20 protein-coding genes are annotated in these 23,140 nt (G+C 65.4%); 12 read left to right on the forward strand and 8 right to left on the reverse strand.

The features are described from left to right. Positions 1-42 precede the first annotated feature (42 nt). Entirely contained in the window at positions 43-1,416 is a 1,374-nt protein-coding gene (locus ACOXXX_RS01920; RefSeq protein WP_422824845.1) for an NAD-dependent succinate-semialdehyde dehydrogenase, read from the forward strand. A gap of 63 nt (positions 1,417-1,479) precedes the next feature. On the opposite strand, the gene ACOXXX_RS01925 is transcribed toward ACOXXX_RS01920, so the two are convergent. Further along, the gene (locus ACOXXX_RS01925) at positions 1,480-2,781 is read right to left on the reverse strand and encodes a HupE/UreJ family protein (protein WP_422824846.1); all 1,302 of its coding nucleotides are present in this window, start codon (positions 2,779-2,781) and stop codon (positions 1,480-1,482) included. A 166-nt stretch (positions 2,782-2,947) separates the two neighbouring features. Here ACOXXX_RS01925 and ACOXXX_RS01930 point away from each other — a divergent pair, with 166 nt between their 5' ends. From ACOXXX_RS01930 to ACOXXX_RS01945, 4 genes are all read left to right on the forward strand, one after another. After that, positions 2,948-3,841: a PfkB family carbohydrate kinase gene (locus ACOXXX_RS01930; protein ID WP_422824847.1), complete on the forward strand. Its 894-nt coding sequence runs from the start codon at positions 2,948-2,950 to the stop codon at positions 3,839-3,841. Positions 3,842-3,923: 82 nt separating this feature from the next. Continuing rightward, positions 3,924-4,868, forward strand: a complete 945-nt coding sequence (locus ACOXXX_RS01935) for a pseudouridine-5'-phosphate glycosidase (RefSeq protein WP_422824848.1) — start codon at positions 3,924-3,926, stop codon at positions 4,866-4,868. A 55-nt stretch (positions 4,869-4,923) separates the two neighbouring features. Beyond that, a complete protein-coding gene (locus ACOXXX_RS01940; RefSeq protein ID WP_422824849.1) occupies positions 4,924-5,619 on the forward strand; it encodes a DUF502 domain-containing protein in 696 nt (231 codons plus the stop codon). 90 nt (positions 5,620-5,709) lie between these two features. Beyond that, a complete protein-coding gene (locus ACOXXX_RS01945; protein ID WP_422824850.1) occupies positions 5,710-6,639 on the forward strand; it encodes a calcium/sodium antiporter in 930 nt (309 codons plus the stop codon). Here the strand turns inward: ACOXXX_RS01945 and ACOXXX_RS01950 are convergent. The 3 genes from ACOXXX_RS01950 to ACOXXX_RS01960 all read right to left on the reverse strand — a co-directional run bounded on the left by ACOXXX_RS01950 (position 6,620) and on the right by ACOXXX_RS01960 (position 8,887). Further along, positions 6,620-7,651: a patatin-like phospholipase family protein gene (locus ACOXXX_RS01950; RefSeq protein ID WP_422824851.1), complete on the reverse strand. Its 1,032-nt coding sequence runs from the start codon at positions 7,649-7,651 to the stop codon at positions 6,620-6,622. The two genes, ACOXXX_RS01945 and ACOXXX_RS01950, sit on opposite strands and share 20 nt — an antisense overlap. Positions 7,652-7,781: 130 nt before the next feature. Beyond that, positions 7,782-8,117, reverse strand: coding sequence for a pentapeptide repeat-containing protein (locus ACOXXX_RS01955; protein WP_422824852.1), 336 nt, complete (start codon positions 8,115-8,117; stop codon positions 7,782-7,784). Next, positions 8,114-8,887 (reverse strand): 3-hydroxybutyrate dehydrogenase, encoded by a 774-nt coding sequence (locus tag ACOXXX_RS01960; RefSeq protein ID WP_422824853.1) that lies wholly within the window; start codon positions 8,885-8,887, stop codon positions 8,114-8,116. Before ACOXXX_RS01960 ends, ACOXXX_RS01955 begins: the two co-directional genes overlap by 4 nt. Before the next feature lie 500 nt (positions 8,888-9,387). Here ACOXXX_RS01960 and ACOXXX_RS01965 point away from each other — a divergent pair, with 500 nt between their 5' ends. Together ACOXXX_RS01965 and ACOXXX_RS01970 are read left to right on the forward strand one after the other, a co-directional pair. Beyond that, positions 9,388-11,205 carry an extracellular solute-binding protein gene (locus tag ACOXXX_RS01965; RefSeq protein WP_422824854.1) on the forward strand — a complete coding sequence of 606 codons (1,818 nt, stop codon included), beginning with the start codon at positions 9,388-9,390 and terminating at the stop codon, positions 11,203-11,205. Positions 11,206-11,210: 5 nt separating this feature from the next. After that, positions 11,211-11,324: an entericidin EcnA/B family protein gene (locus tag ACOXXX_RS01970; protein WP_422824855.1), complete on the forward strand. Its 114-nt coding sequence runs from the start codon at positions 11,211-11,213 to the stop codon at positions 11,322-11,324. Positions 11,325-11,739: 415 nt separating this feature from the next. Here ACOXXX_RS01970 and ACOXXX_RS01975 read toward each other — a convergent pair whose 3' ends face one another. Further along, on the reverse strand, positions 11,740-12,363 hold the full coding sequence (locus tag ACOXXX_RS01975; RefSeq protein ID WP_422824856.1) for a helix-turn-helix domain-containing protein: 624 nt from the start codon (positions 12,361-12,363) through the stop codon (positions 11,740-11,742). Positions 12,364-12,427: 64 nt separating this feature from the next. Between ACOXXX_RS01975 and ACOXXX_RS01980 the strand changes: the two genes are divergently transcribed. The 3 genes from ACOXXX_RS01980 (at position 12,428) to ACOXXX_RS01990 (ending at position 15,975) form a co-directional block, all read left to right on the forward strand. Beyond that, complete coding sequence (locus tag ACOXXX_RS01980) at positions 12,428-13,954, forward strand: class I adenylate-forming enzyme family protein (RefSeq protein WP_422824857.1); 1,527 nt, start codon at positions 12,428-12,430, stop codon at positions 13,952-13,954. Between the two features lie 104 nt (positions 13,955-14,058). Next, entirely contained in the window at positions 14,059-14,697 is a 639-nt protein-coding gene (locus tag ACOXXX_RS01985; protein ID WP_422824858.1) for a DsbA family oxidoreductase, read from the forward strand. A 72-nt stretch (positions 14,698-14,769) separates the two neighbouring features. Beyond that, the gene (locus ACOXXX_RS01990; protein ID WP_422824859.1) at positions 14,770-15,975 is read left to right on the forward strand and encodes a multidrug effflux MFS transporter; all 1,206 of its coding nucleotides are present in this window, start codon (positions 14,770-14,772) and stop codon (positions 15,973-15,975) included. Between the two features lie 32 nt (positions 15,976-16,007). Here ACOXXX_RS01990 and ACOXXX_RS01995 read toward each other — a convergent pair whose 3' ends face one another. After that, entirely contained in the window at positions 16,008-16,925 is a 918-nt protein-coding gene (locus ACOXXX_RS01995) for a ketopantoate reductase family protein (RefSeq protein ID WP_422824860.1), read from the reverse strand. A 181-nt stretch (positions 16,926-17,106) separates the two neighbouring features. On the opposite strand from ACOXXX_RS01995, the gene ACOXXX_RS02000 reads away from it, so the two are divergent. Beyond that, on the forward strand, positions 17,107-17,727 hold the full coding sequence (locus tag ACOXXX_RS02000; protein WP_422824861.1) for a YitT family protein: 621 nt from the start codon (positions 17,107-17,109) through the stop codon (positions 17,725-17,727). 51 nt (positions 17,728-17,778) lie between these two features. On the opposite strand, the gene ACOXXX_RS02005 is transcribed toward ACOXXX_RS02000, so the two are convergent. Then, the gene (locus tag ACOXXX_RS02005; protein WP_422824862.1) at positions 17,779-18,030 is read right to left on the reverse strand and encodes a hypothetical protein; all 252 of its coding nucleotides are present in this window, start codon (positions 18,028-18,030) and stop codon (positions 17,779-17,781) included. A 218-nt stretch (positions 18,031-18,248) separates the two neighbouring features. Between ACOXXX_RS02005 and ACOXXX_RS02010 the strand changes: the two genes are divergently transcribed. Next, on the forward strand, positions 18,249-18,716 hold the full coding sequence (locus tag ACOXXX_RS02010) for a sigma-70 family RNA polymerase sigma factor (protein WP_422824863.1): 468 nt from the start codon (positions 18,249-18,251) through the stop codon (positions 18,714-18,716). A 428-nt stretch (positions 18,717-19,144) separates the two neighbouring features. Here the strand turns inward: ACOXXX_RS02010 and ACOXXX_RS02015 are convergent, their stop codons facing one another. Next, positions 19,145-22,837 (reverse strand): vitamin B12-dependent ribonucleotide reductase, encoded by a 3,693-nt coding sequence (locus ACOXXX_RS02015; protein WP_422824864.1) that lies wholly within the window; start codon positions 22,835-22,837, stop codon positions 19,145-19,147. Positions 22,838-23,140 lie beyond the last annotated feature (303 nt).

Raw genomic sequence — 23,140 nt, forward strand, 5'->3', positions numbered from 1 at the left:
GCGTTGGGGAGACAACAGACTTTCAGATGACAGAGGTAGACCATGACCAGCCAGATCACCACGATCAATCCGGCGACGGAAGAAGAGATCAAGACATACGACTACATGACCGACGCCGAAGCACGCGAGGCTGTCCAGGCCTGTCATGACGCGTTCATGGAATGGCGGCTCAAATCCACCGAAGATCGCGCGGAGGTTTTGCGCGCCGTCGCAAAGGAACTGCGTAACAGTCAAGAGGATTTCGCCCAGGTGATGACCGAAGAAGTCGGCAAGCTGATCGGCGACAGCCGTCAGGAAGTCGAGCTTTGCGCGCAGATCTGCGAATTCACCGCCGAAAACGGCCCGTCCGAACTGGCCGATGAAGAGCGCAGCATCCCCGACGGCACTGGCGTTGTCAGCTATGCACCGCTGGGCGTCGTCTACGGCATTCAGCCGTGGAACTTTCCCTGCTACCAGGTCGTGCGCTACACCGTCGCCAACCTGATGGCGGGCAATGGCGTTCTGCTGAAGCACGCCGAGAACTGCACCGGCAGCGGCCTGTTCCTGCGTGATGTGATGGAACGTGCGGGTCTTCCCAAGCACCTGTTCTCCGTGCTGGTGATCGACCATGACCAGTCCGACAAGGTGATCGAAAACAATCTGGTGCGCGGCGTGACCATGACGGGCAGTGACAAGGCCGGTCGTATCATCGCCAAGAAGGCGGCGGAAAATCTCAAGAAATCCGTGCTCGAGCTTGGATCCAACGACGCCTACATGGTGCTGGACGATGCCGATCTCGACGTGGCGGTCGATGCCTGCGTGATGGGGCGTATCTACAACAACGGCCAGACCTGCGTGAATGCCAAGCGTTTCATCGTCACCGAAAAGAATTATGACGTTTTTGTCGAACGCTTTGCCGAAAAGATGGGGGCCATCGAACTCGGCGATCCCACAGCGGACAGCACCAAGCTGGGCCCGATGGCCCGCGCCGACCTGCGTGACGAACTGGCCAAGCAGGTGGATGAGAGCGTTGAAAAGGGCGCCCGTGCCCTGTGCGGCGGTGCGATTCCCGACCGAAAAGGGGCCTACTACCCGGCAACCGTCTTGGTCGATGTCAAACCCGGTCAGCCCGCTTATGACGACGAACTGTTCGGGCCGGTCGCCTCTGTGATCAAGGCCAAGGACGACGAGGATGCGATGCGCATCGCCAACGACAGCCGTTACGGTCTGGGTGGCGGCATCTTTTCCAAGGATGTAGATCGGGCGCGCGAACTGGCGTCGAAATACTTCGACACCGGCATGATTTCGATCAACGGGTACACCATCGCGATCCCCAACATGCCCTTCGGCGGCGTGAAGGATTCAGGCTATGGCCGCGAACACGGCGGTTTCGGCATGAAGGAGTTCGTCAACGTCAAAAGCATCTACATGATGTGACGAGGACGGGATCCCGACAAGAAACGGCGGGCTCCACGGGGTCCGCCGTTTCGCGTCTGCGGTTCAGAGAAACACGCGTTCCACGAACCACCAGGCGCCCACAAGCGCAATGGCGGCCGAGGCCGGGACAGCGACGTAGGTGCGGTAGCTGTCAAGCTTGTCCACATGCACCGCCGACAGCAGACACAGCAGCGACAGGCCCGCCAGCGGGATGAAGATCACCGGCGCCGCGACGCCCATCGCCTCGGTAAAGCCGGGGCTGTCGGCAAGGAAGGCCAGCACCACGAAGGCCGCCGCCAGCACGCCGTAAAACACCTCGCCCGTGCGGTCGGTCATGTCGAGCGTGTCGACCCGCAGCGCCACCCAGACCAGCATGAACGCGGCGGCGATCACCGTCAGCTGGCCGACTTCGACCCCCACGTTAAAGCCCACGAGGGCCGGAATGAACTGTCCCTGAGGCAGACCGAATTCACCCAGCACCGACGCAAAACCAAGCCCGTGCAGCAGTCCGAAGACGAAAACCACAACGGGGCGCCATTTGCTCAGCCCCCTGCTGGTGATGTTCTCGACCGCGACAAAGACGATCGAGGCGGCGATGATCGGCTCCACGATGCTGGCGGGAATGCTGACATAGCCAAGCGCGCCGAGCGCGAGCGTCACCGTATGCGCCAGCGTAAAGGCCGAAATCTGCCACAGCAGCGGCCCCAGCCGGGTCGAGAGGAAGAAGAGCCCCAGCACGAAGAGGATATGATCGAGCCCCATGGGCACGATGTGTTCGAAGCCCACCGGGATATAGCTCAGGAACGCATCCCAGCCGGTTTGCGCATCGCCCCCGCCCAGGCTGATCGGCCCGGTCGACTGGCCTCCGGACAGATAGCCGGTATAGGGCGCCTCAACCCCCTGCTGGCGCAGGATCAGCGTGCCGTATTCCGCAGGCCAGCTCATTTCGAGCGTGTCGCCCGTCGCCGCGCCGGTCAGGGTCAGGACGGTGTCGCGCGGCAATTCCACATTTCCGACAGGGCCCACGGTGATGTCCGTTGCCGTCAGCGTCACCGGCGTGCCGCCCACGGTCATCGCGATGCTGTCGCTCATCTGCGGCACACGCTCGGCCAATTGCGCGGCCATCTCCTCGGGCGGCAGGGCGCGCAGGGCATCCACCGCGTCGGAATTGTCGGTGTCGTTGGTATCCTCGACCCCGTCCAGGTTCACCCCCGCCACGATCGGTTCGGCGTTCATCGTGATCTGCAGCGTCACCTGCCCGCCCGACACGGTCAGATCGCCGATGGCGGGCCGCACCTCGTGCGCGGTGGCGGCGGCGGCCCAGGTCAGCACGGCAAGGCACAAAAGGGTCAGGCGGCGCATCATGTCGAATCCTTGCTGTCGGGTCAGGGCTATAGTGGCGCGAATTGGCGCCACCTCAAGACCCACGGATGAAATCGCGATGGAGTTTCGCGGCGCCTTCCCACCTGTCGGTCGCGCCGCAGACAAGCCCGCGCTTGCGCCGCACCGCCGGTCCCGTCACAAAGGCGGCATGACAGCGCAACCGGATATCCTGTGCATCGGATCGGTCCTTTGGGATGTGATCGGGCGGTCGGCCAGCCACATGGCCAAGGGCGCGGACGTGCCGGGCCGGATCATCCGGCTGCCGGGGGGCGTCGCGCTCAACATCGCGATGACGCTGGTGCGCTTCGGCCTGCGGCCCGCGCTGCTGTCGGCGCTGGGGCGCGATGCCGAAGGGGATGAACTGGCCGCCGAATGCGCGCGCATGGGGTTGGACGTGTCGCATCTGTACCGCTCGGATGATCTGCCGACCGATCGCTACATGGCGGTCGAAGGGGCAAACGGCCTCATCGCCGCCATCGCCGATGCGCATTCGCTCGAGGCGGCGGGAGCCAAGATCCTCAGCCCGCTGACCGGCGGCGCCCTGGGCAGCGCACAGGCGCCCTACTCCGGTCCGGTGGCGCTCGATGGCAACCTGACCGAGGCGCTGCTGGAAGAGATCGCGCATCATGCGGCCTTTCGCGCCGCGGACCTGCGCATCGCGCCCGCCAGCCCCGGCAAGGCCGAACGCCTGCTGCCCTTCCTGCGCGCCCGGCGCGGCACGCTTTACGTCAACCTCGAAGAGGCCGGCATCCTCTGCCAGACCCGGTTCGACAGCGCCCCCGACGCGGCAGAGGCGCTGTTGCAGCGCGGTGCGGCGCGGGCGCTGGTGACGGACGGCGGGCGCGTCACTGCGGATGGCCACATCGACGGCATACTGACCCAATCTCCGCCCGAGGTGCTGGTGACCCGCGTGACCGGCGCGGGCGACACCTTCATGGCCGCGCACATCGCCGCGGAAATCGCAGGCGGCGACCGTGCCGCAGCGCTGAGCCGCGCGCTGCGGGCCGCCGCCGCCTATGTGTCGGGCGACACGCCAAGCTGACCGCGCGCCCAAGGCCCATTGCGCCCGGGACGGGACTGCGAAACACTGTACCCCATTGGCCGAAACCTGACTGGACCACCGCATGCCGCTCTATCATCTTTCCCCCGACGTCGCCCTGGCGCTGTCCGAAAACCGGCCCGTCGTGGCGCTGGAATCGACGATCATCACCCACGGCATGCCCTGGCCGCAGAACCTGGAGGTCGCCCGCCGGATCGAAGCGACGGTGCGCGCCGAAGGGGCCGAACCCGCCACCATCGCCGTCGTCGACGGTCGGCTTTGCATCGGGCTCGAGGATACGCAGCTCGAGGCGCTGGCCCAGGCGCGCGGGGTGGCCAAGCTCAGCCGTGCCGACATGGCTGTCTGCATGGCCGAAGGGCGCACCGGCGCCACCACGGTCGCGGCCACGATGATCGCCGCGCGGATGGCGGGCATCGCCGTCTTTGCCACCGGGGGCATCGGCGGCGTACACAAGGGGGCAGAGGCATCCTTTGACGTCTCAGCCGACTTGCAGGAACTGGCGCAGACGGCGGTCACGGTCATCGCTGCCGGGGCCAAGGCGATCCTCGATCTGCCCAAGACGCTCGAAGTGCTGGAAACGCTGGGTGTGCCGGTCATCGCCTACGGTCAAGACCAGCTGCCCGCCTTCTGGTCTCGCTCGGCCGGGCTTCGCGCGCCGCTGCGCATGGACGACCCCGCGGCCATCGCCCGCGCCCACCTGATGCGGGCGGCCCTTGGCCTGCCGGGCGGGCAACTGGTCGCCAACCCGATCCCCCAAGAGGCCGAGATCCCGCGCGCCGAAATGGCCCCGGTGATCGGCAAGGCCACCCAGGATGCCGCCGATCACGGCATCACCGGCAAGACGCTGACACCCTACCTTCTGCAACGCATCTTCGAGCTGACCGAAGGCCGGTCGCTCGACGCCAACATCGCGCTGGTCCTCAACAATGCCCGGCTGGGGGCCGCGATTGCTCGCGAAATGACCAGAATGGAGGCCCCCGGCCCCACATCCGAGCACAAGCCATTGTAGAAGCCGCCTGCTCTGCCTAGTTTACCGTGAACGTGACCGGAAAGACTTCGCCCGCATGACCACCCCCTTCGATCCGCCGCCGCGCCGCCCCGGGCTGCTGGCCCGCCTGCGCGCGAGTTTCCTGACAGGCATCGTGGTGATCGCCCCCGTGGGCCTGACGATCTGGCTGATCTGGTCGGTCATAGGCTGGATCGACGGTTTCGTGCTGCCGCTGGTGCCGTCGCGCTTCAACCCCGAGCAATACATCGGCATCAACCTGCGCGGCGTCGGGGTGATCTTCTTTCTGCTTTTCACTATCGTGGTTGGCTGGGTCGCCAAGGGGCTGATCGGCCGGTCGCTGATCCGCTTTGCCGAAAGCCTGGTGGAACGGATGCCGGTGGTGCGGTCGATCTATTCTGGTGTGAAACAGATCGCCGAAACGGTTTTTGCCCAGACCGAGGCCAGCTTTGAAAAGGCCTGCCTGATCCAGTATCCGCGCCGCGGCATCTGGGCGATCGGCTTTATCTCCACCAAGGCGCGCGGCGAGGTGGCGGCCCGGACCGAAACCTCGGGTGACCTCATGTCGGTGTTTCTGCCGACGACGCCGAACCCGACCTCGGGCTTTCTGCTTTTCGTTCCGGCCGAAGATGTGGTCGAACTCGACATGACCATCGAAGAGGCAGCCAAGCTGGTGATCTCCGCCGGACTTGTCTACCCGAACGCCAAAGAGGCCAAGACAGCGGTCGAGGAAGAGCTGCGCCGCGCCTCCTGACGATATTTTTCCGCCGCCCTTGATCCGCGCCGCCGGGTGATGATCTATCCCACGTTCCCGGCGATCTTTCCGGGGGCGGAAAAGGATCTCATGGACATTCTTCTGATCGCACTGGGCTTGCCCGCGCTCTTGGGCGGGGGCGAGCTTCTGGTGTCGGGCGCGGTGGCGCTGGCGCTGCGGCTGGGCCTGTCGCCGATGGTCATCGGGCTGACGCTGGTGGGCTTTGGCACCTCGACGCCGGAACTGCTGACCTCGCTGCGCGCCGCCTCGCAAGGCGCGCCTGACATCGCGCTTGGCAACGTGGTGGGCAGCAATATCGCCAATATCCTGCTGATCCTAGGGCTGGCGGCGCTGATCCGCCCCATGGCCGTGGCAGACCGGGCCGGGTTCCGCCGCGACGGCGGCTGGATGCTTGCGGCGGGGCTGGCCTGCGCGCTTCTGGTGCTGCTGCCGGTGATCGGACGCGGCGCGGGGCTGGGCCTGCTGGCGGGGCTCGCGGCGTTCCTCTGGCTCACCCTGCGGCGCGCCACGCCCGATGCGCCCGCCGACGTCGCTGGTCCGCCCCGTCCCCTCTGGCAGGCTGCCCTCGCATTCACGGCGGGCTTGGGCCTCACGCTTCTGGGAGCGGTGCTGCTGGTCGACGGGGCCACCGGGCTCGCGCGCGACTTCGGCGTGTCCGAGGCGGTGATCGGCCTGACGCTGGTGGCGGTCGGCACCTCCCTGCCCGAGCTTGTGACCTCGGTCCTCGCGGCCCGGCGCGGGCATGGCGACGTCGCGCTTGGCAATATCCTGGGCTCCAACCTCTTCAACGTGCTGGGCATCCTGGGGGCCACGGCGCTTGCGGTGCCGCTGCCGGTGGCCGACAGCATTGCCCGCGTCGATGTCTGGGTGATGCTGGCCGCCAGCCTGGCGCTGCTGGTCCTTGGCGCCGCCCGCGCCCGGATCGGCCGGTTGCCTGGACTGGCGCTGCTGATAAGCTACGGCGCCTACCTCGCCTGGCTCAGCCGAACTTTGCCCTGAGATCGGCGGTCTGGCGGACATTCAGATCGTCCTTGTGATCGTGCAGGAAGGCCCCCGCCGCGCGCCGTCCTGCGACCTTGAGCTGCGCGATGATCGACGGCACCGGCACCAGCTTGGTCGCCACCGAAAGGTCGTTCATCAGCGCATCATCGGCGATCATGTGCACGTTGACGTTCTTCATCGCGCCCTCGGGAACCCGCCCTTCGGACAGCAGCCGCTGGACGAAATCGATGGCCCGCAATTCGCGCAACAGCGACGAATTGAAGCTGATCTCGTTGATCCGGTTCTGGATCTCGGGTGGCGTCACCGGCACCTGGTCACGCACCAGCGGGTTGATGTTGATGATCACGATGTCATCGGGCAGATCGGCACGATAGAGCGGAAACAGCGCCGGATTGCCGGTATAGCCGCCGTCCCAGAACGCCTCGGTCACGCCGGTTTCGGGGTCCTCGACCTCGACCGCCTGAAACAGCGTCGGCAGACAGGCCGAGGCCATGATCGCCTGCGTGCTGATCCGGTCGCCGGTAAAGATCCGCACCTTGCCCTCGCGCACCTGGGTGGCGCAGATGTGCAACTCGGGCCCGTCGGTGGCGCAGACCTTGCCGAAATTGAACTGCGCCACGATCGATTCCAGCGGATTGCGGTAAAGCGCGCCCCAGGCATAGGGCGACACCATGCGGCTCACCCCGTCCCCCACCGCATAAGGCCACGACACCTCGAGCGCCTGGCTGATCAGCCCCGGTGCGGGCAGCCAGGCATCCATCCATTCCGGCAGCCCCGGGGACCGGACCGCGCCCACCTGTTCCCACAGCCAGTCCAGCTTCGCGCGCGCGCCGTCGCGCCCGCCCTCGAGCATGCCCGACTTCAGCGCCGCGCCATTCAGCGCCCCGGCCGAGGTGCCGGCGATGGCCGCGATCTCGATATCGTCCTCTTCCAGCAACCGGTCGAGCACACCCCAGGTGAACGCGCCATGCGCGCCGCCACCCTGCAAGGCCAGATTGATCCGCTTCATCCAAATCTCCTTTCCCGGCCCCCTGCCCGACACGGGCCCAGATGCGCCGCGCCCCTCATTCTCCGGTTTCAAAATACCTCGGGGAGTGTGAGGGGTCGGCCCCTCACTCCGACGGCAGCCGCCGCGCGGCTCAGCCGGTCTGCGCGGCCTCGTAAGCGGCGAAAAGGTCGCTGACCTTCACGCCGTTGATGGTCATGTCTGTAAGGTTCGCCTCACTGATCGCCATGCCCTGCAGGTTCGCGGACCGGATGGTCGCGCCCGACAGGTTCACGTCGTGAAACCGCGCCTCTGCCAGGTTGACGTTCTCGAAGGTCAGCCCGGTGGCATCGACGTCGTTGAACTCCGCCCCGATAAGATGCGCATCGCCAAAAAACGCGTCTTTCAGGCTGACCCGGGTCATCCGCGACCCGTTGAGGTACATGTTGTCGATCTCGAGCTTGTCGCGCCCCGCCTCGGCCCCGCTCATTGCGAGGTCCAGCCGCCGTCGGCGGCGATGCTGGTGCCGGTGATCTGCGAGGCCGCGTCCGAACACAGGAAGATCGCGATGCCCGCAAGCTGCCCCACGGTCACGAATTCCTTCGACGGCTGTTTCGCAAGGATCACCTTTTCCACCGCCTCGTCTTCGGAAATGCCGTATTCCTTTGCGGTGTCGGGGATCTGTCCCTCGACCAGCGGGGTCAGCACGTAGCCCGGGCAGATGGCGTTGCAGGTGATCGGCTCTTTCGCGGTCTCGAGCCCCACGACCTTGGTCATGCCGACAACGCCGTGCTTGGCGGTGACATAGGCCGATTTGAATGGCGACGCGCGAAGCCCGTGCGCCGAGGCGATGTTGATCACCCGGCCCCACCCCGCCTTGCGCATCATCGGCAGCGCCGCGGCGGTGGTGTGAAAGGCCGAGGTCATGTTGATCGCGATGATCGCATCCCACTTTTCGGTCGGGAATTCGTCGATCGGGGCGACGTGCTGGATTCCGGCGTTGTTGACCAGGATATCGCAGGCCCCGGCCTCTTCGATCAGGCGACGGCAGGCGTCAGCCTTGGACATGTCGGCCTGGATATAGCGCGCGGTGACGCCATGCTCTTCCCCGATCTCCCTGGCCAGGGCGTGATCCTCGTCACGGTCGGAAAAGGAATTGAGCACGACATCCGCCCCCGCCTTTGCCATTTCCCGCGCGATGCCCAGCCCGATGCCGGAAGTCGATCCGGTGATGATGGCGGTTTTTCCCTTGAGCGACATGAAAACTTCCTCTTCTGAAACGGGATACATTCGTTGGGCGCAGGCTACATGCTGCAGGTGCACAATACAAAGGGAAGCTGCACGGTTCCCTGCCGCAACGCGCGCCCTGCCGCATCGGCAAGCGAATCGCGGCGCGTCGCGTCGGCGCACCGGGAAATGGGCATTTCAGGCAGGACGGCATGCGCGGAAGTTCGCGACCTTGCGCAAACCTCAAGCCCCCGGCAAAAGCCGCGCCAAACCCCTGTCACAGCGGGCTCTGCGGCCTCTGGCCCATCTCAGGTCCGGGCCACAACCGACTGAGAACCGGACCAAAAAAAACGCCCGCACGAAGCGGGCGTTAAGTTATTGAGGCAGGTTTCATACAGGCAAGAAACCTATCGAGCAGTAAGAGTGTTATAAGCCTTTCCCCGCCCGGGGCCAAGCTAAAAGTTTGATAAGCCATGAATCCCCCGCTACCTTGGGAGGCAATAAAACAAGGGCAGAGCAGGATTGTTGCCAAAATGGCCATAGAGTTTTTCTCACGCATTCGTGTGGCGGGGGTCGTTCTGGCCGTCGTCGCGACCGCTTCATTGGCCGGTGCAGAGCCGCAGCATGGCATAGCTATGTACGGCGACCCCGCACTGCCACCGGATTTTGTGTCCCTGCCCTATGCCAACCCCGACGCGCCCAAGGGCGGGCGGATAGTCACAGGGGAAACCGGCAGCTTCGACAGCCTCAATCCGCTGATCCTCAAAGGCACCACGCCCTGGCAGCTCCGGCTTCTGGGATACGAGTCGCTGATGGGGCGCAGTTGGGACGAACCCTTCACGCTGTACGGTCTGCTGGCCGAATCAATCGAGGTCGGACCGGACCGCGAATGGGCGGAATTCGTTCTGCGCGAAGAGGCGGCGTTTTCCGACGGTACCCCCGTCACCATCGAGGACGTGATGTGGTCTTACGAGATCCTGGGCACCGAAGGGCACCCGCGCTATCGCGGCATCTGGGGCAAGATCGCCAGCATGGAACAGACCGGCCCGCGGTCGCTGCGGTTTACCTTCAACACCGATGACCGCGAACTGGCGCTGCTGATCGGCATGCGCCCGATCCTCAAGAAGGCGCAGTGGGAAGGGCGCGATTTCGCTGCATCGGGCATCGACCTCATCCCGATTTCGACGTCGCCCTACGTCATTGAGGATTTCGAGGCCGGGCGCTTTGTCTCGCTCAAGCGCAACCCGGACTACTGGGGCAAGGACGTGCCCTTCATGCGCGGTCAGGCCAACCTGGACGAGATCCGCATGGAATTCTATGGCGACGGCACCGTCCAGTTCGAGGCGTTCAAGGCCGGCGCGCTGAATTCGATCCGCGAAAACAACGTCGAGAAATGGGAGACGCAGTACGATTTCCCCGCCGTGCAGTCGGGCGACATCGTCAAATCCGAGATCCCGCACGAACGCCCATCGGGCATGACCGGATTTCTGATGAACACCCGACGCGAGGTGTTCAAGGATTGGCGCGTGCGCGAGGCGATGCTGCTGGCCTTCAACTTCGAATTCATCAACGAAACCATGACCGGCTCCAAATCGCCGCGCATCACCTCGTATTTCTCGAACTCCGTGCTGGGGATGGAGGATGGCCCCGCCACCGGCCGGGTCGAAGAATTCCTGCTGCCCTTCGCCGACAGCCTGCTGCCCGGCGCGCTGGAAGGCTACAGCCTGCCCGAAGGCGACGGATCGCTGCGCAACCGCCGCAACATCCGCGCCGCCACAGCGCTTCTGGAAGAGGCGGGGTGGACCGTGCAGGAGGGTGAAATGAAGAACTCCGCCGGCGAACCGCTGACCTTTGAAATCCTGCTGACCCAGGCCCAGGTCGAGGAAGGCACGATTGCCGACATCTTTACCCAGGGCCTCGTGCGGCTGGGCATCACGCCGCAGATCAGCACGGTCGACAGCGCGCAGTACAACGAACGGCTGGACGAATATCAGTTCGACATGATTTTTTATCGCTACGGCCTGTCGCTGAGCCCCGGCAACGAACAGCGGCTTTACTGGGGGTCGGACGGCGTCGACACCCCCGGGTCGCGCAACCTCATGGGCATGTCGAGCCCGGCGGCAGAGGCGATGATCGACCGGCTGCTGAATTCCGAAAGCCGCGACGATTTCGTCGCCGCGGCCCGCGCGCTCGACCGCGTGCTGACCACCGGGCGCTACGTGATTCCGATATATCAGTACAACGTCAGCCGCATCGCCCATGCGAAGGAACTGACATATCCCGACCGCATCCCGGTCTACGGCGATTGGGTCGGCTTTCAGCCAGACGTCTGGTGGTGGCAAGAGGAGTAGAGCGCATGAAGACGCTGATCATACTGGCAACCGCAGCCCTTCTGACCGGCTGCGCGACAATCGACGGCGTCGGGCAGGACGTCTCGGGCGCGGCCCGCACCGTGCAGGGGTGGTTCTAAGGGGCCTGAGTGATCCCCGCGCCACGCATTGAGCGATGCCCAACTCAAGGGGCCCGTGCAGAGAACAAGCAAATGCCAATCACGCCCCAAGCCTGCTGCGGCCGATATTGCCAGCTGGACGGATTGGGCGGACTTTGGGTCTTTGGCACCCGGCACGGAATCAAGGCCGCCCTTGGCGGCCGCCGTGCCAGCGCCGGACCGGCCCCATGGGCCGGCGCTTTGGCGGGGCTTGGTCAGAAGCCGTGAGCGAAGACGTATCTGGCAAGCATAAAGCACCTTAGCTCGAAACCCGGATGCGCCGCCCCCCGGTCCGGCGCTGGCACGGCTGACCAACTGTCCAGCAGGGCCTCCAACCGGCCATCGGTCGCGGGCTGCCCAGGATTGCCTGAACGGGCTACGACCGCGCCTCCGCCCCTCACCCCAGCGAGGTCACCCAAAGGATCGTCGCGTCGTCTTCGCTGACCGAGACGACGTTGTGGCCCATGGTCGCGTCGTAATAGGCGCTGTCGCCCCGGCGCATCTCGATGGGTTCGTAGAATTCTGTGTAAAGCCGGATCACCCCGGTCAGCACGTAGAGGAACTCTTCGCCGTCGTGGCGCACCCAGCCGTCGAATTCGCCGATGTCGCGCGCGCGGACCCGGGCGCGGTAGGGCAGCATCTGCTTTTTCGTCAGCGTCTCTGCCAGAAGCTCGTGCTCGTAGGTCACGGTGGCATATTGCGCGCCGGTCCCTGCCTTGGTGACGGCAAGCCGTCCGTTGACCTGATCGCGCTGCGGCGGGGTGAAAAGCTGCGGTACCGAAATCTCCAGCCCCACGGCGAGCTTTTTCAGCGCATCGTATGTGGGCGACATCTGCCCGTTCTCGATCTTCGACAGGGTCGACCGCGCCAGCCCCGCCTGCCGCGCGGCCTGCTCCAGCGTCCAGTCGCGCGCCTTGCGCAACTCGCGCACACGGCTGCCCAGGTCGAGCGGTTCGGCGGCAACCTCGGCGCCGCCTTCGCGGGCGATGCGGATCAGCGATGTGGGGTCCTTGGCGGTCATGGCGTCTTGATAGGCCCACCTTGGGGGGCTTGCAACAACGCCGCCGCAGGCTTACCCCGCATGCATGCTTTCGATCTTCGATCACGGGCCCTTTGCCCCCTGCCCGCAGCCTTTCAACATGGCCGCGCATGTGCTGCGCCGTGCCGCCGACACCCCCGACAAGATCGCGCTTGCGGTGCTGCACCCCACACGCGCCGAACGCTGGAGCTTTGCCCGGCTCGAGGCGGCGGTGCGGGGCACCGCGACGGGGCTGCTGCAAAGCGGGCTGACCCCCGGCGACATCGTGCTGATGCGGCTGGGCAATACGGTCGATTTCCCCGTCGCCTATCTGGGCGCCATCGCCGCGGGTCTGGTCCCGGTGCCGACCTCGTCGCAACTGACCGCGCCCGAGGTCGCGGCGATGCTGAAGAGCCTGCGCCCCGCCGCCCTCCTGCGCGACCCGGCGGTGCCCTGCCCCGACACCGCGCTGCCGGTCCACGATCTGACGACGATGAAGGCCTGGCGCGACCTGCCGCCCGCCGATTACGCCATGGGCGATCCCGACCGGCTGGCCTATGTCATCTACACCTCCGGCACCTCGGGCGGACCGCGCGCCGTGGGTCATGCGCACCGGGCGATCTGGGCGCGGCAGATGATGATCGACGGCTGGTACGGGCTGGGCCCCGACGACCGGCTGCTGCATGCCGGGGCCTTCAACTGGACCTACACGCTGGGCACCGGGCTGATGGATCCCTGGACGGTGGGTGCGACCGCGCTCATTCCCGCGGCAGAGGTGTCTCATGGGCAACTGCCGCTTCTATTGAAGCGGCACGAGGCCAGCCTGTTCGCCGCCGCCCCAGGCGTTTACCGCAACCTGCTCAAGGCCGCGCTGCCGCCGCTGCCCCGCCTCCGCCATGGGCTGTCGGCGGGTGAAAAGCTGTCTGATCCGATCCGCGCGGCGTGGGAAGACGCCACCGGCACGCCGATCTTCGAGGCGTATGGCATGTCGGAATGTTCCACCTTCATCTCTGCCGCGCCCGACCGCCCCGCGCCACCCGGCACCCTGGGCCGCCCGCAGGAGGGCCGTCGCGTGGCCATTGTCGATGCCGACGGCACGCCGGTGCCTTGTGATGAACCCGGCACCATCGCCGTGCACCGCGACGACCCCGGCCTGATGCGCGGCTACATCGGCGCCGAGGGCGACACCGCCGAGCGGTTCCGCGGCGACTGGTTCGTGACGGGCGATCAGGGCCGGATGGATGCGGACGGAGCGATCACCTTTCTGGGTCGCGCCGACGACATGATGAACGCGGGCGGCTACCGCGTCTCTCCGATCGAGGTCGAGGCGGCGCTGCTCGCCCATCCCGGCATCTTCGAGGCCGGCGTGACGGATGTGGAGGTTAAGCAGGATGTCCGCCTCATCGCCGCCTTCTATACCGGCCCGGCCGCGCTGTCCGAAGATGAACTGCAGCGCTGGTGCGCCGAACGCCTCGCCCGCTACAAGCAGCCGCGGTTCTTCCGCCACCTCGACACGCTGCCCAAGAACCCCAACGGCAAGCTGCTGCGGCGTGGGCTGCAACCGCTTTTCTCGAAAGGGGCTGACCTCGAGTAGCGCGTTAGCCAAGCCCACCGGCGCATCGCTGGAAAAACCGGCAGGTGCATTCCCCGGACCGGCCTGCTAGGAAGGGAAATGGCGTTGCAAGAAAGGTATTTTCGATGGTGAAACTCGACATCATGTCCGACCCGATCTGCCCGTGGTGCTATATCGGCAAGACCAATCTTGATCGTGCGCTGGCCGAGGTGCCGGACCATCCCTTCACCATCGAGTGGCATCCCTTCCAACTCAACCCCGACATGCCCGTGGCGGGCATGGACCGGCGCGCCTATCTCGAAGGCAAGTTCGGCGGCAAGGAGGCGGCGGTCAAAGCCTACATGCCGGTCAGCGAACATGCCAAGGCGGCGGGGCTGGAGCTGAACCTCGAAGGCATCAGCCGCACCCCCAACACGCTGGACGCGCACCGCCTGATCCACTGGGCCGGGATCGAGGGCGTGCAGACGGCCACGGTCATGGCGCTTTTCCGGGCCTATTTTCACGACGGGCGCGATATCTCGGACCACGAGGTTCTGGGCGACATCGCCGACGGCAGCGGGCTTGATGCGTCGGTCATTCTGCGGTTGCTCGCCTCTGACGCCGACGTGCAGAACATTCGCGACCGCGACAGCGCCGCGCGCGAGATGGGCATCAATTCGGTTCCGACCTTCATCGTCGACGGCCAGCACGCGGTGCCCGGCGCACAGCCGCCCGAGCTTTGGCTCAAGGTGATCCGCGAACTGACGACCGCAGCAGAGGGCTAGGCCCCTACAGCTTTCTAGCGGCAGCGCGCATTTCGTGCTATTTCGGCATCCTTGCCATTTGAAAGAGTGCCGATGCCTGCCCTGCCGCGCCGCACGGAATTTGTGGCCCTCATGGCGATGCTGTTCGCGACCATCGCCTTTTCCATCGACGCCATGCTGCCCGCCCTGCCGCAGATCGCGCAGGCGCTGTCGCCAGACGAACCCAACAGCGCGCAGCTGATCATCACAAGCTTTGTGCTGGGCATGGGGCTGGGCACCTTCTTTACCGGCCCTTTGTCGGACAGCTTTGGCCGCAAGCCGGTGCTGCTGGCGGGGGCTGCGCTTTATGTCGTCGGCGCCATCGTCGGGGGCCGTGCGCAAAGCCTCGAGGTGCTGCTGGCCAGCCGGGTGGTGATGGGACTGGGCGCGGCAGGCCCGCGGGTCGTCGCGCTGGCGATCATCCGCGACCTTTACGCGGGCCGCGGTATGGCCAAGATCATGTCCTTCGTGATGATCGTCTTCACCCTCGTGCCCGCGCTGGCGCCGTCGCTGGGGGCGGTGATCATCGCGCTTGCGGGCTGGCGCGCGGTGTTCCTGGCCTTCGTCCTTTTCGCGCTGATCGCAAGCCTGTGGTTCGCCCTGCGCCTGCCCGAAACGCTGCCCCTGCCCGACCGCCGCCCGTTCCGCGCCCGGGCGCTCTGGTCCGCGGTACAGGACATGTTCCGGCATCCGGTGGTGCGGCTGTCGATGATGGTGCAATCGCTGTGCTTTGCCATGCTCTTTGGCGTGCTGTCGACGACCCAGCAGATCTTCGAGGCGACGTTCGACCGCGCCGCCACCTTCCCGCTGTGGTTCGGCGGCATCGCGCTGGTGTCAAGCTCGGCCAGCTTTCTCAACGCCGCGCTCGTCGAACGGCTGGGCATGCAGGTGCTGGTGAGCGCGATGTTGACAGCACAGGTCGGCCTGTCGGCGGGGATGGTGCTGATCACGCTTTTCTGGCCCGTGCCGCCGGTCTATTTCGCCGCCTTCGTGGTCTGGCAGGCGTCGGTGTTCTTCCAGGCGGGCATGACCATCGGCAACCTCAACGCCATCGCGATGGAGCCGATGGGCCATATCGCGGGCATGGCCGCCAGCATCATCGGCGCGGTGGCCACGGTGATCGGGGTGGTGATCGGCGCGCCGGTGGGGCTGGCCTTTGACGGCACGCCGCTGCCGCTGGCGCTGGGAATGTTCGTGATGTCCGGCGCGGCGCTGCTCTTGATGCGCAAGATGCGGCGGATCGCGGTGCTTCTGGTTTGACGGATTGCGTTTATAGACCTGAAAACAGCCGCTTAACCGCCGTTCTTGAAAGGCAGAAGAAGCGCGTACAGGGCCGAATTCATCGGTGTCAGCACGCCGCTTTCCCGGCCTAGCCGCACCGCCGCGCCAGACACCCATTCGATCTCGAGCGGGCGGCCATGCTCCACGTCGATCGCGGTCGAGGCGCGCATGCCCGGCGGAAACCCCTCGACCGTGGTCCAAACCTGATCCTCCCAGTCGTCGGGCAGCGCCACGCCCCGCGCGCGTCCGATGGCCGCGGTTTCCGCCACGACCGCGCGGAACAGCCCCCCCAGCGGCGCATGCGCGACGATGTCGCCGATGGTGCAGCGGCCCGCTGCCGTGACCCCCGACATGGCGGAAAAAAGCACGAATTTCTGCCACAGGGCCACGTCGATATCCGCCGTTTCCGGGGCCGAGGCGCCCGCGCCCGAGATCGCGCTGCGCAGCGCGTCGATCCGGGCCGACCGGCGGCTGTCGCGTTCGGCAAAGACGAAACGGGCAAAACCGCCGGTCTGCCGGATCACGCCCGGCCCGGCGATGGTGGTGGAAATCTGCGCCACACCGTTGGCCACGTGGTCTTCGGGCAGCACCGCGCACAGCCGCGTCGCGGCCTCCACCCCGTTGAGGAAGGGCACCACCACAGTCTCGGGGCCCAGCATCGGGCGGCAGGCTTCGGCTGCCGACTCGAGCGTGTCGCCCTTTACGCCAAAGATGATCGCATCGACCGGCCCGACCTCGGCCGGATCGTCCGTTGCCTTCCAGGGGTGCACCGTGGCGCTGCCGTCGGGCGCATCGAGCGTCAGGCCGGCCTGCCGGATCGCGTCCAGATGCGCGCCGCGGGCAATGGTTGCGACCTCGTGTCCGGCCTCGGTCAGTTTCACCGCCAGATAGCCGCCGATGCCGCCGGTCGCCATGGTTGCGATCTTCATGTCTCGTCCCCCCTGCCTTGGTGCCGCATCCCTAGAAAGCGCGGGACACGGGGCAAAATCAATCCCCGGCGCGCCCGGCCTGCCCGATTTCCGGGCGGATCCGCCCCGTGGGCCGCGATGAAGGCGACCGCCGGGGCCGCTTTGGCTTGACAGTCGCGCGGTATGTCATAATTGCTGACCCATGCTGTTGCTCGACACCCCTCCGCCCGACCGTCACACCCTGGCCGAAGACATCCAGGGCATCCTGATCGGCACGACGCTTGTGGCGCTGTCGATCCAGTTCCTGCGGGCGTCCGAGCTGTTTACCGGGCAGATCGCCGGGCTGGCGCTGATCACCACCTATCCCACCGGCTGGCCCTTTGGCGTGGTCTTCTTCGTGATGAACCTGCCGTTCTATTTCCTGGCGATTCACCAGCTGGGCTGGCGGTTCACGATCAAGAACTTCATCGCGGTGACGCTGATGTCGGTGATGGCGGAACTGATGCCGCTGGCGCTGACCATCGGGGATCTGCATCCGGGGATGGGTGCGGCGCTCTTCGGCATCCTGGCCGGGATGGGGCTCTTGTCGCTGTTCCGGCACGGCGCGACACTGGGCGGTGTGGGGATCGTGGCGCTGTGGCTGCAGGACCGCGGCGTGCTCAAGGCCGGCAACACGCAGCTGATGTTCGACGCGGTGGTCTTTGCGCTGGCGCTGCTGCTTTTTCCGGCCGATGTGGTGGGCTGGTCGCTGCTGGGCGCGGTGATCCTGAACGTGATCATCACCGTCAACCACCGCCGCGACCGGTATATCGCCAAATCCTGACATTCGGGTGGCGCACCCCGGGGACAGGGGTGCGCCGTCGACCGGTTGCGGTCAGCCGTCGCTCATCGGCAGCATGCCCGCGTCGGTCGCGGCTGCGACCTCCTCTTCACTGAGAAGCCCGTCGCCATCCGTATCCATTTCCATGAACATGTCGGTGCTGACCTCGGGCAGTGCGGCCTGCACCTCTTCGACCGAGAGCATCCCGTCGCCGCTGGTGTCCATCTCGGCGTGGCTGGCCGCGAAGGCCAGCGCCGGTGCGGTCGCCAGCGTCAGGCTGAGCAGGGAAAGCTTGGAAGTGGTCATGTGGTTCTCCTTATCGGTTGCAAAGGCGCGGTATCGCGGCCTTCCCCCAGTAAGAGGCGGCAACGCCCGGTCGCATCCCGGCGCCGCGTGCAACCTGCGCGGTTCCGCCGAAGCGCCCGCCTGCTTCGGGCAAAGCTCCGCCGAAAAAGGGGGCGGGACGGGCATAGGCGGATTTTCCCCATCTTTTCAGGGGGTCACGCGCAGGTCACCTTTGCCGCATGGACACCCGCAGCCTGCTAGACGCCCTGCCCCTTTTGCGCGCCCGCGCCCGGCGCCTTGCCGCGTCGCGGGCCGAGGCCGAGGATCTGCTGCAAACCGCGCTCCTGGGCCTGCTGGAGCAGGACAGCCGGGGCCGGACCATCGACAAGCCGCTGCGCTATGTCATGACCTCGCTGCGTCACGCCCGCACCGCCAACGCGCGCCAGGCGCGCCGCGAGGCCCCGCTTGACGATGCGCCCGAACCGCAGATCGGCGATGCGTCCGAGGCGTGCCTTTGTGCCGAGGTGCTGCGCGCCATCGACACCCTGCCGCCGGTGGACGGGCTGCTGCTGCGCATGGTCGCCGCCGGGGAAACCAGCCCCGCCGCGCTGGCCCGACACCTGAAGCTGCCCAAGGGCACGGTGATGTCGCGCCTGTCGCGGGCGCGAGCGCGGCTGCGCGAGGTCGTAGGTGAGGTGCGGGAGTAGCCAGCTCAGGGCGTCGGGCCGGGGTCTGCCGCTCTGGCTTGGCGCTGCGCCATGGGCGGCTTGATTCCAAGCCAGAGGAAAGAGGTGTTCATACATTTTATTTTTACATCAAGGCCTTAAACTCGCAACCTAACCCATTACGTGAAAAAAGGGCCCCCGAGGGGGCCCTGTTCAGGTTCGCTGATAGGGCTCACTTTTTACACCGCCCGTTGTTTTCTGCCTGCGGCCCTATCCGCGTCAGAGGCCAGCGCACCGGCCCCGTGTGCAGTGGCGCGCGACAATGCGGAAAACACGGTTTTCTGCGGCGTCGCGCCCCTTTGGTCGTCAACTGCCCGAACCTGTCGCGCAATCCGATCTCGTCGGGGACCAAGCCTTGACCCAAGCCGAAGCCCGGTCCCCTCGCGCCCCCTCGCCGGGGCGCGTGTCGCTTAGCTGCAGCCGCTCGTGCCGCCGCAGGTGTTGCACTTCATGCAGGTGCCGTTGCGGACCAGCGTGTAGTTGCCGCATTCGCCGCAGGCCTCGCCCTCATAGCCCTGCATCTTGGCCTTGGTGGCCGCCGTGATCGCGGCACCGCTGGCGCTGGTGCGGGTGGTCGTCGTCGTGGTCATCTGCACCGCGGCGGTGGACCCTCCCGTGGCCGCCTGGGGGACCAGCGTGCTCAGCACGCCGCTCGCATCGAGACCCGACAGGCTGATGTCGCCCGACTGGCCACCCTGCAACACCACCAGTTCCTGCGGGAACCGCTTGCGCAGGTATCCGCTGGAGCTGATTTGTTTCAGCACTTCCAGAGACTTGGAGGCAGCAGTTTCACTCAGCTCCTTGACGTTGGACACGCCTTCCTCTTCGCCGCGGCCCAGATCGTCAAAGCTTGCGCCTTCGGGCTTCACATGGGCCAGATCGGTCCGGTCGAGGTAGGACACCGCCAGTTCGCGGAAGATGTAATCCAGGATCGACGTGGCGTTCTTGATGCTGTCGTTGCCCTGCACCATGCCCGCCGGTTCGAACTTGGTGAAGGTGAAGGCATCCACGAACTCCTCGAGCGGCACGCCGTACTGCAGGCCGACGCTGACGGCGATGGCAAAGTTGTTCATCATCGCCCGGAAGCCCGCGCCTTCCTTGTGCATGTCGATGAAGATCTCGCCCAGGGAGCCGTCCTGGTATTCGCCGGTGCGCAGATACACCTTGTGCCCGCCGACGATGGCCTTCTGGGTATAGCCCTTGCGGCGCTCGGGCATCTTGGCCCGCGCGGTGGCCTTTTCGACCTCCTTGATGACGATCTTTTCGACCACCTTTTCGGCCAGCACAGCCGCCTTTTCCTGAAGCGATCCGCTTTCAAGGATTTCTGCCGCCTCGTCGTCATCCTCGACCAGTGCCGATGCCAGCGGTTGGCTGAGCTTGGAGCCGTCGCGATAGAGCGCGTTCGCCTTCACCCCCAGCGACCAGCTGAGTTCATAGGCCTTCTGGCAATCCTCGATCGTGGCATCGTTGGGCATGTTGATCGTCTTGGAGATCGCGCCCGAGATGAAGGACTGTGCCGCCGCCATCATGTAGATGTGGCTGTTCACGCCCAGGTAGCGCTTGCCCTTCTTGCCGCAGGGGTTGGCGCAATCGAAGATCGGGTAGTGCTGCACCTTAAGATGCGGCGCGCCTTCAAGGGTCATGGTCCCGCAGACGTGGTCGTTGGCCGCGTCGATATCGGCGCGGGTAAAGCCCAGGTGGCGCAGCAGATCAAAGCTCGGATCGTTGAGCTTGTCGGCGGGAATGCCCAGAACCTCGCGGCAGAACTCTTCGCCCAGGGTCCACTGGTTGAAGACGAACCGGATATCGAAGGCCGAGGCCAGCGCGCCTTCGATCTTTTCGATCTGCGCCGGACCAAAGCCGTGCCCGATGAGCGAGGTGTGGTTGATCCCCGGCGCGTTGCCGATGGAGCCGTGACCGACCGCGTAGCTGACGATCTCTTCGATCTGGCTTGAGGAGTAGCCGAGCTTTTCCAGCGCCGCCGGCACCGAGCGGTTGATGATCTTGAAATACCCGCCGCCGGCGAGCTTCTTGAACTTCACCAGGGCAAAGTCGGGCTCGATCCCGGTGGTGTCACAATCCATCACCAAACCGATGGTGCCGGTGGGCGCGATCACGGACGTCTGCGCGTTGCGGTATCCGTGCAGTTCGCCCAGGCGCAGCGCCTCGTCCCAGGACGACATCGCCAGTTCCACCAGCGTCGCGTCGGGGCAATGGGCGTGGTCCAGCGGCACCGGCTTGGTGGCCAGCTTGTCATAGCCCGTGGTCGCCCCGTAAGCGGCGTTGCGGTGGTTGCGGATGACACGCAGCATGTGCGCCTTGTTCCGGGCATAGCCGTCGAAAGCGCCCAGTTCGCCGGAAATCTCGGCGCTGGTGGCATAGGCCACGCCGGTCATGATCGCGGTCAGCGCACCACAGAGCGCGCGGCCTTCGTCGCTGTCGTAGGAAAAGCCCATGTTCATCAGCAGGCCGCCGATGTTGGCATAGCCCAGACCCAGCGTGCGGAAGTCATAGCTCAGCTGCGCGATTTCCTTGGACGGGAACTGCGCCATGGTGACCGAGATTTCCAGCGTCAGCGTCCAGAGGCGCGTGGCGTGCATGTAATCCTCGGACTGGAACTTGCCGTCCTTGAGGAAGGTCAGCAGGTTCATCGACGCGAGGTTACAGGCGGTATCGTCAAGGAACATGTACTCCGAACACGGGTTCGAGCCGCGGATCGCGCCGTCTTCGGGGCAGGTGTGCCAGTCGTTCACGGTGTCGTGGAACTGGATGCCCGGATCGGCACAGGCCCAGGCCGCGTGGCCCACGTCTTCCCACAGGCTGCGCGCCTTGATGACCTTGGCAACCTTGCCGTCGGTGCGGCGGATCAGTTCCCAGTCGGCATCGTCCTTGACGGCCTTGAGGAAGGCGTCGGTGACCCGGATGGAGTTGTTGGAGTTCTGGCCGGAAACGGATGCGTAGGCCTCGGAATCCCAGTCGGTGTCATAGGTCGGGAATTCGATCGAGCCATAGCCCTGCTTGGCGTAATCCAGCACGCGCTTGACGTATGTTTCGGGAATCTGGACCTTTTTGGCTTCGCGGATCGCCTGCTTGAGGCTCTCGTTGGCCTTGGGGTCATAGGCATCCTCTACGGCGCCGTCCCACGACCGGATCGCGGCGAAGATCAGATTGAGCTTCTGCTCGTGCATCTTGGAGCCCGCGACAATGCTGGCGACCTTCTGCTCTTCCTTAACCTTCCAGTTGATGAATTCCTCGATATCGGGGTGGTCGGCGTCGCAGATCACCATCTTGGCGGCGCGGCGGGTGGTGCCGCCGGACTTGATCGCACCCGCAGCGCGGTCACCGATCTTGAGAAAGCCCATCAGGCCCGACGACTTGCCGCCGCCCGACAGCGGCTCGTTCGCGGCACGCAGGGACGAGAAGTTTGTGCCGGTGCCGGAGCCGTATTTGAACAGCCGCGCCTCGCGCACCCAGAGATCCATGATGCCGCCATCGCCCACCAGGTCGTCAGCGACCGACTGGATAAAGCAGGCATGCGGCTGGGGGTGTTCGTAGGCGGATTTGGACTTGGTCAGCTTGCCGGTCTTGTAGTCGACGTAGTAGTGGCCCTGGCTCGGGCCGTCGATGCCGTAGGCCCAGTGCAGGCCGGTGTTGAACCACTGCGGGCTGTTGGGGGCGGCGCGCTGGGTGGCGAGCATGTGGCGCATTTCATCGTAATAGGCGCGGGCGTCCTCTTCGGTGGTGAAATAGCCACCCTTCCAGCCCCAGTAGGCCCAGGCACCGGCCAGACGGTCAAAGACCTGCTTTGACGAGGTCTCGCCGGTCATTTCGGTGTCCTTGGAGGCCGGAACCGACCGCCACAGGAATTCGGGCACGCCTTCCTCCGCGACGCGCTTGGTTTCCACGGGCACGCCGGCCTTGCGGAAGTATTTCTGTGCGATGACGTCGCTGGCGACCTGGCTCCACTGGGCGGGCACTTCGACATTGTCGAGCTTGAAGACAATGGTGCCATCGGGATTGCGGATTTCCGACACGGTGGTCACGAAATCAATATCCGCGTAGGCATCGCGCCCCGCCTTGGTGAAGTTTCTTTCAATTTTCATTGTCGCCGCCCCATTCTCTACAGCAGTGTTACCCAGCGGGCCGTTGTCCGGCCTCCGCGCCCATATTTTCAGACGCACACACCCACCCGGGGGCCCGCCGAAGCGACCGCCGACATGTTTTCCCTATTGCAGGTTGTGGTGTCCGTCCCATGCCCGTCGACACTACATCTTGTGCGTAGCTGACCAGCCCGCACAACCTGACGTATTTTCGGGGCGTCGGTCAACGAATTTTTAAGATAAAATCGCAATCTTTTCGATTGACCTTGATCCAGGCGGCAGAGCCCTGAGCGGCGCATGCGATTC

The organism is Thalassococcus sp. BH17M4-6, assembly GCF_049323015.1.
Lineage (GTDB): Bacteria > Pseudomonadota > Alphaproteobacteria > Rhodobacterales > Rhodobacteraceae > Puniceibacterium.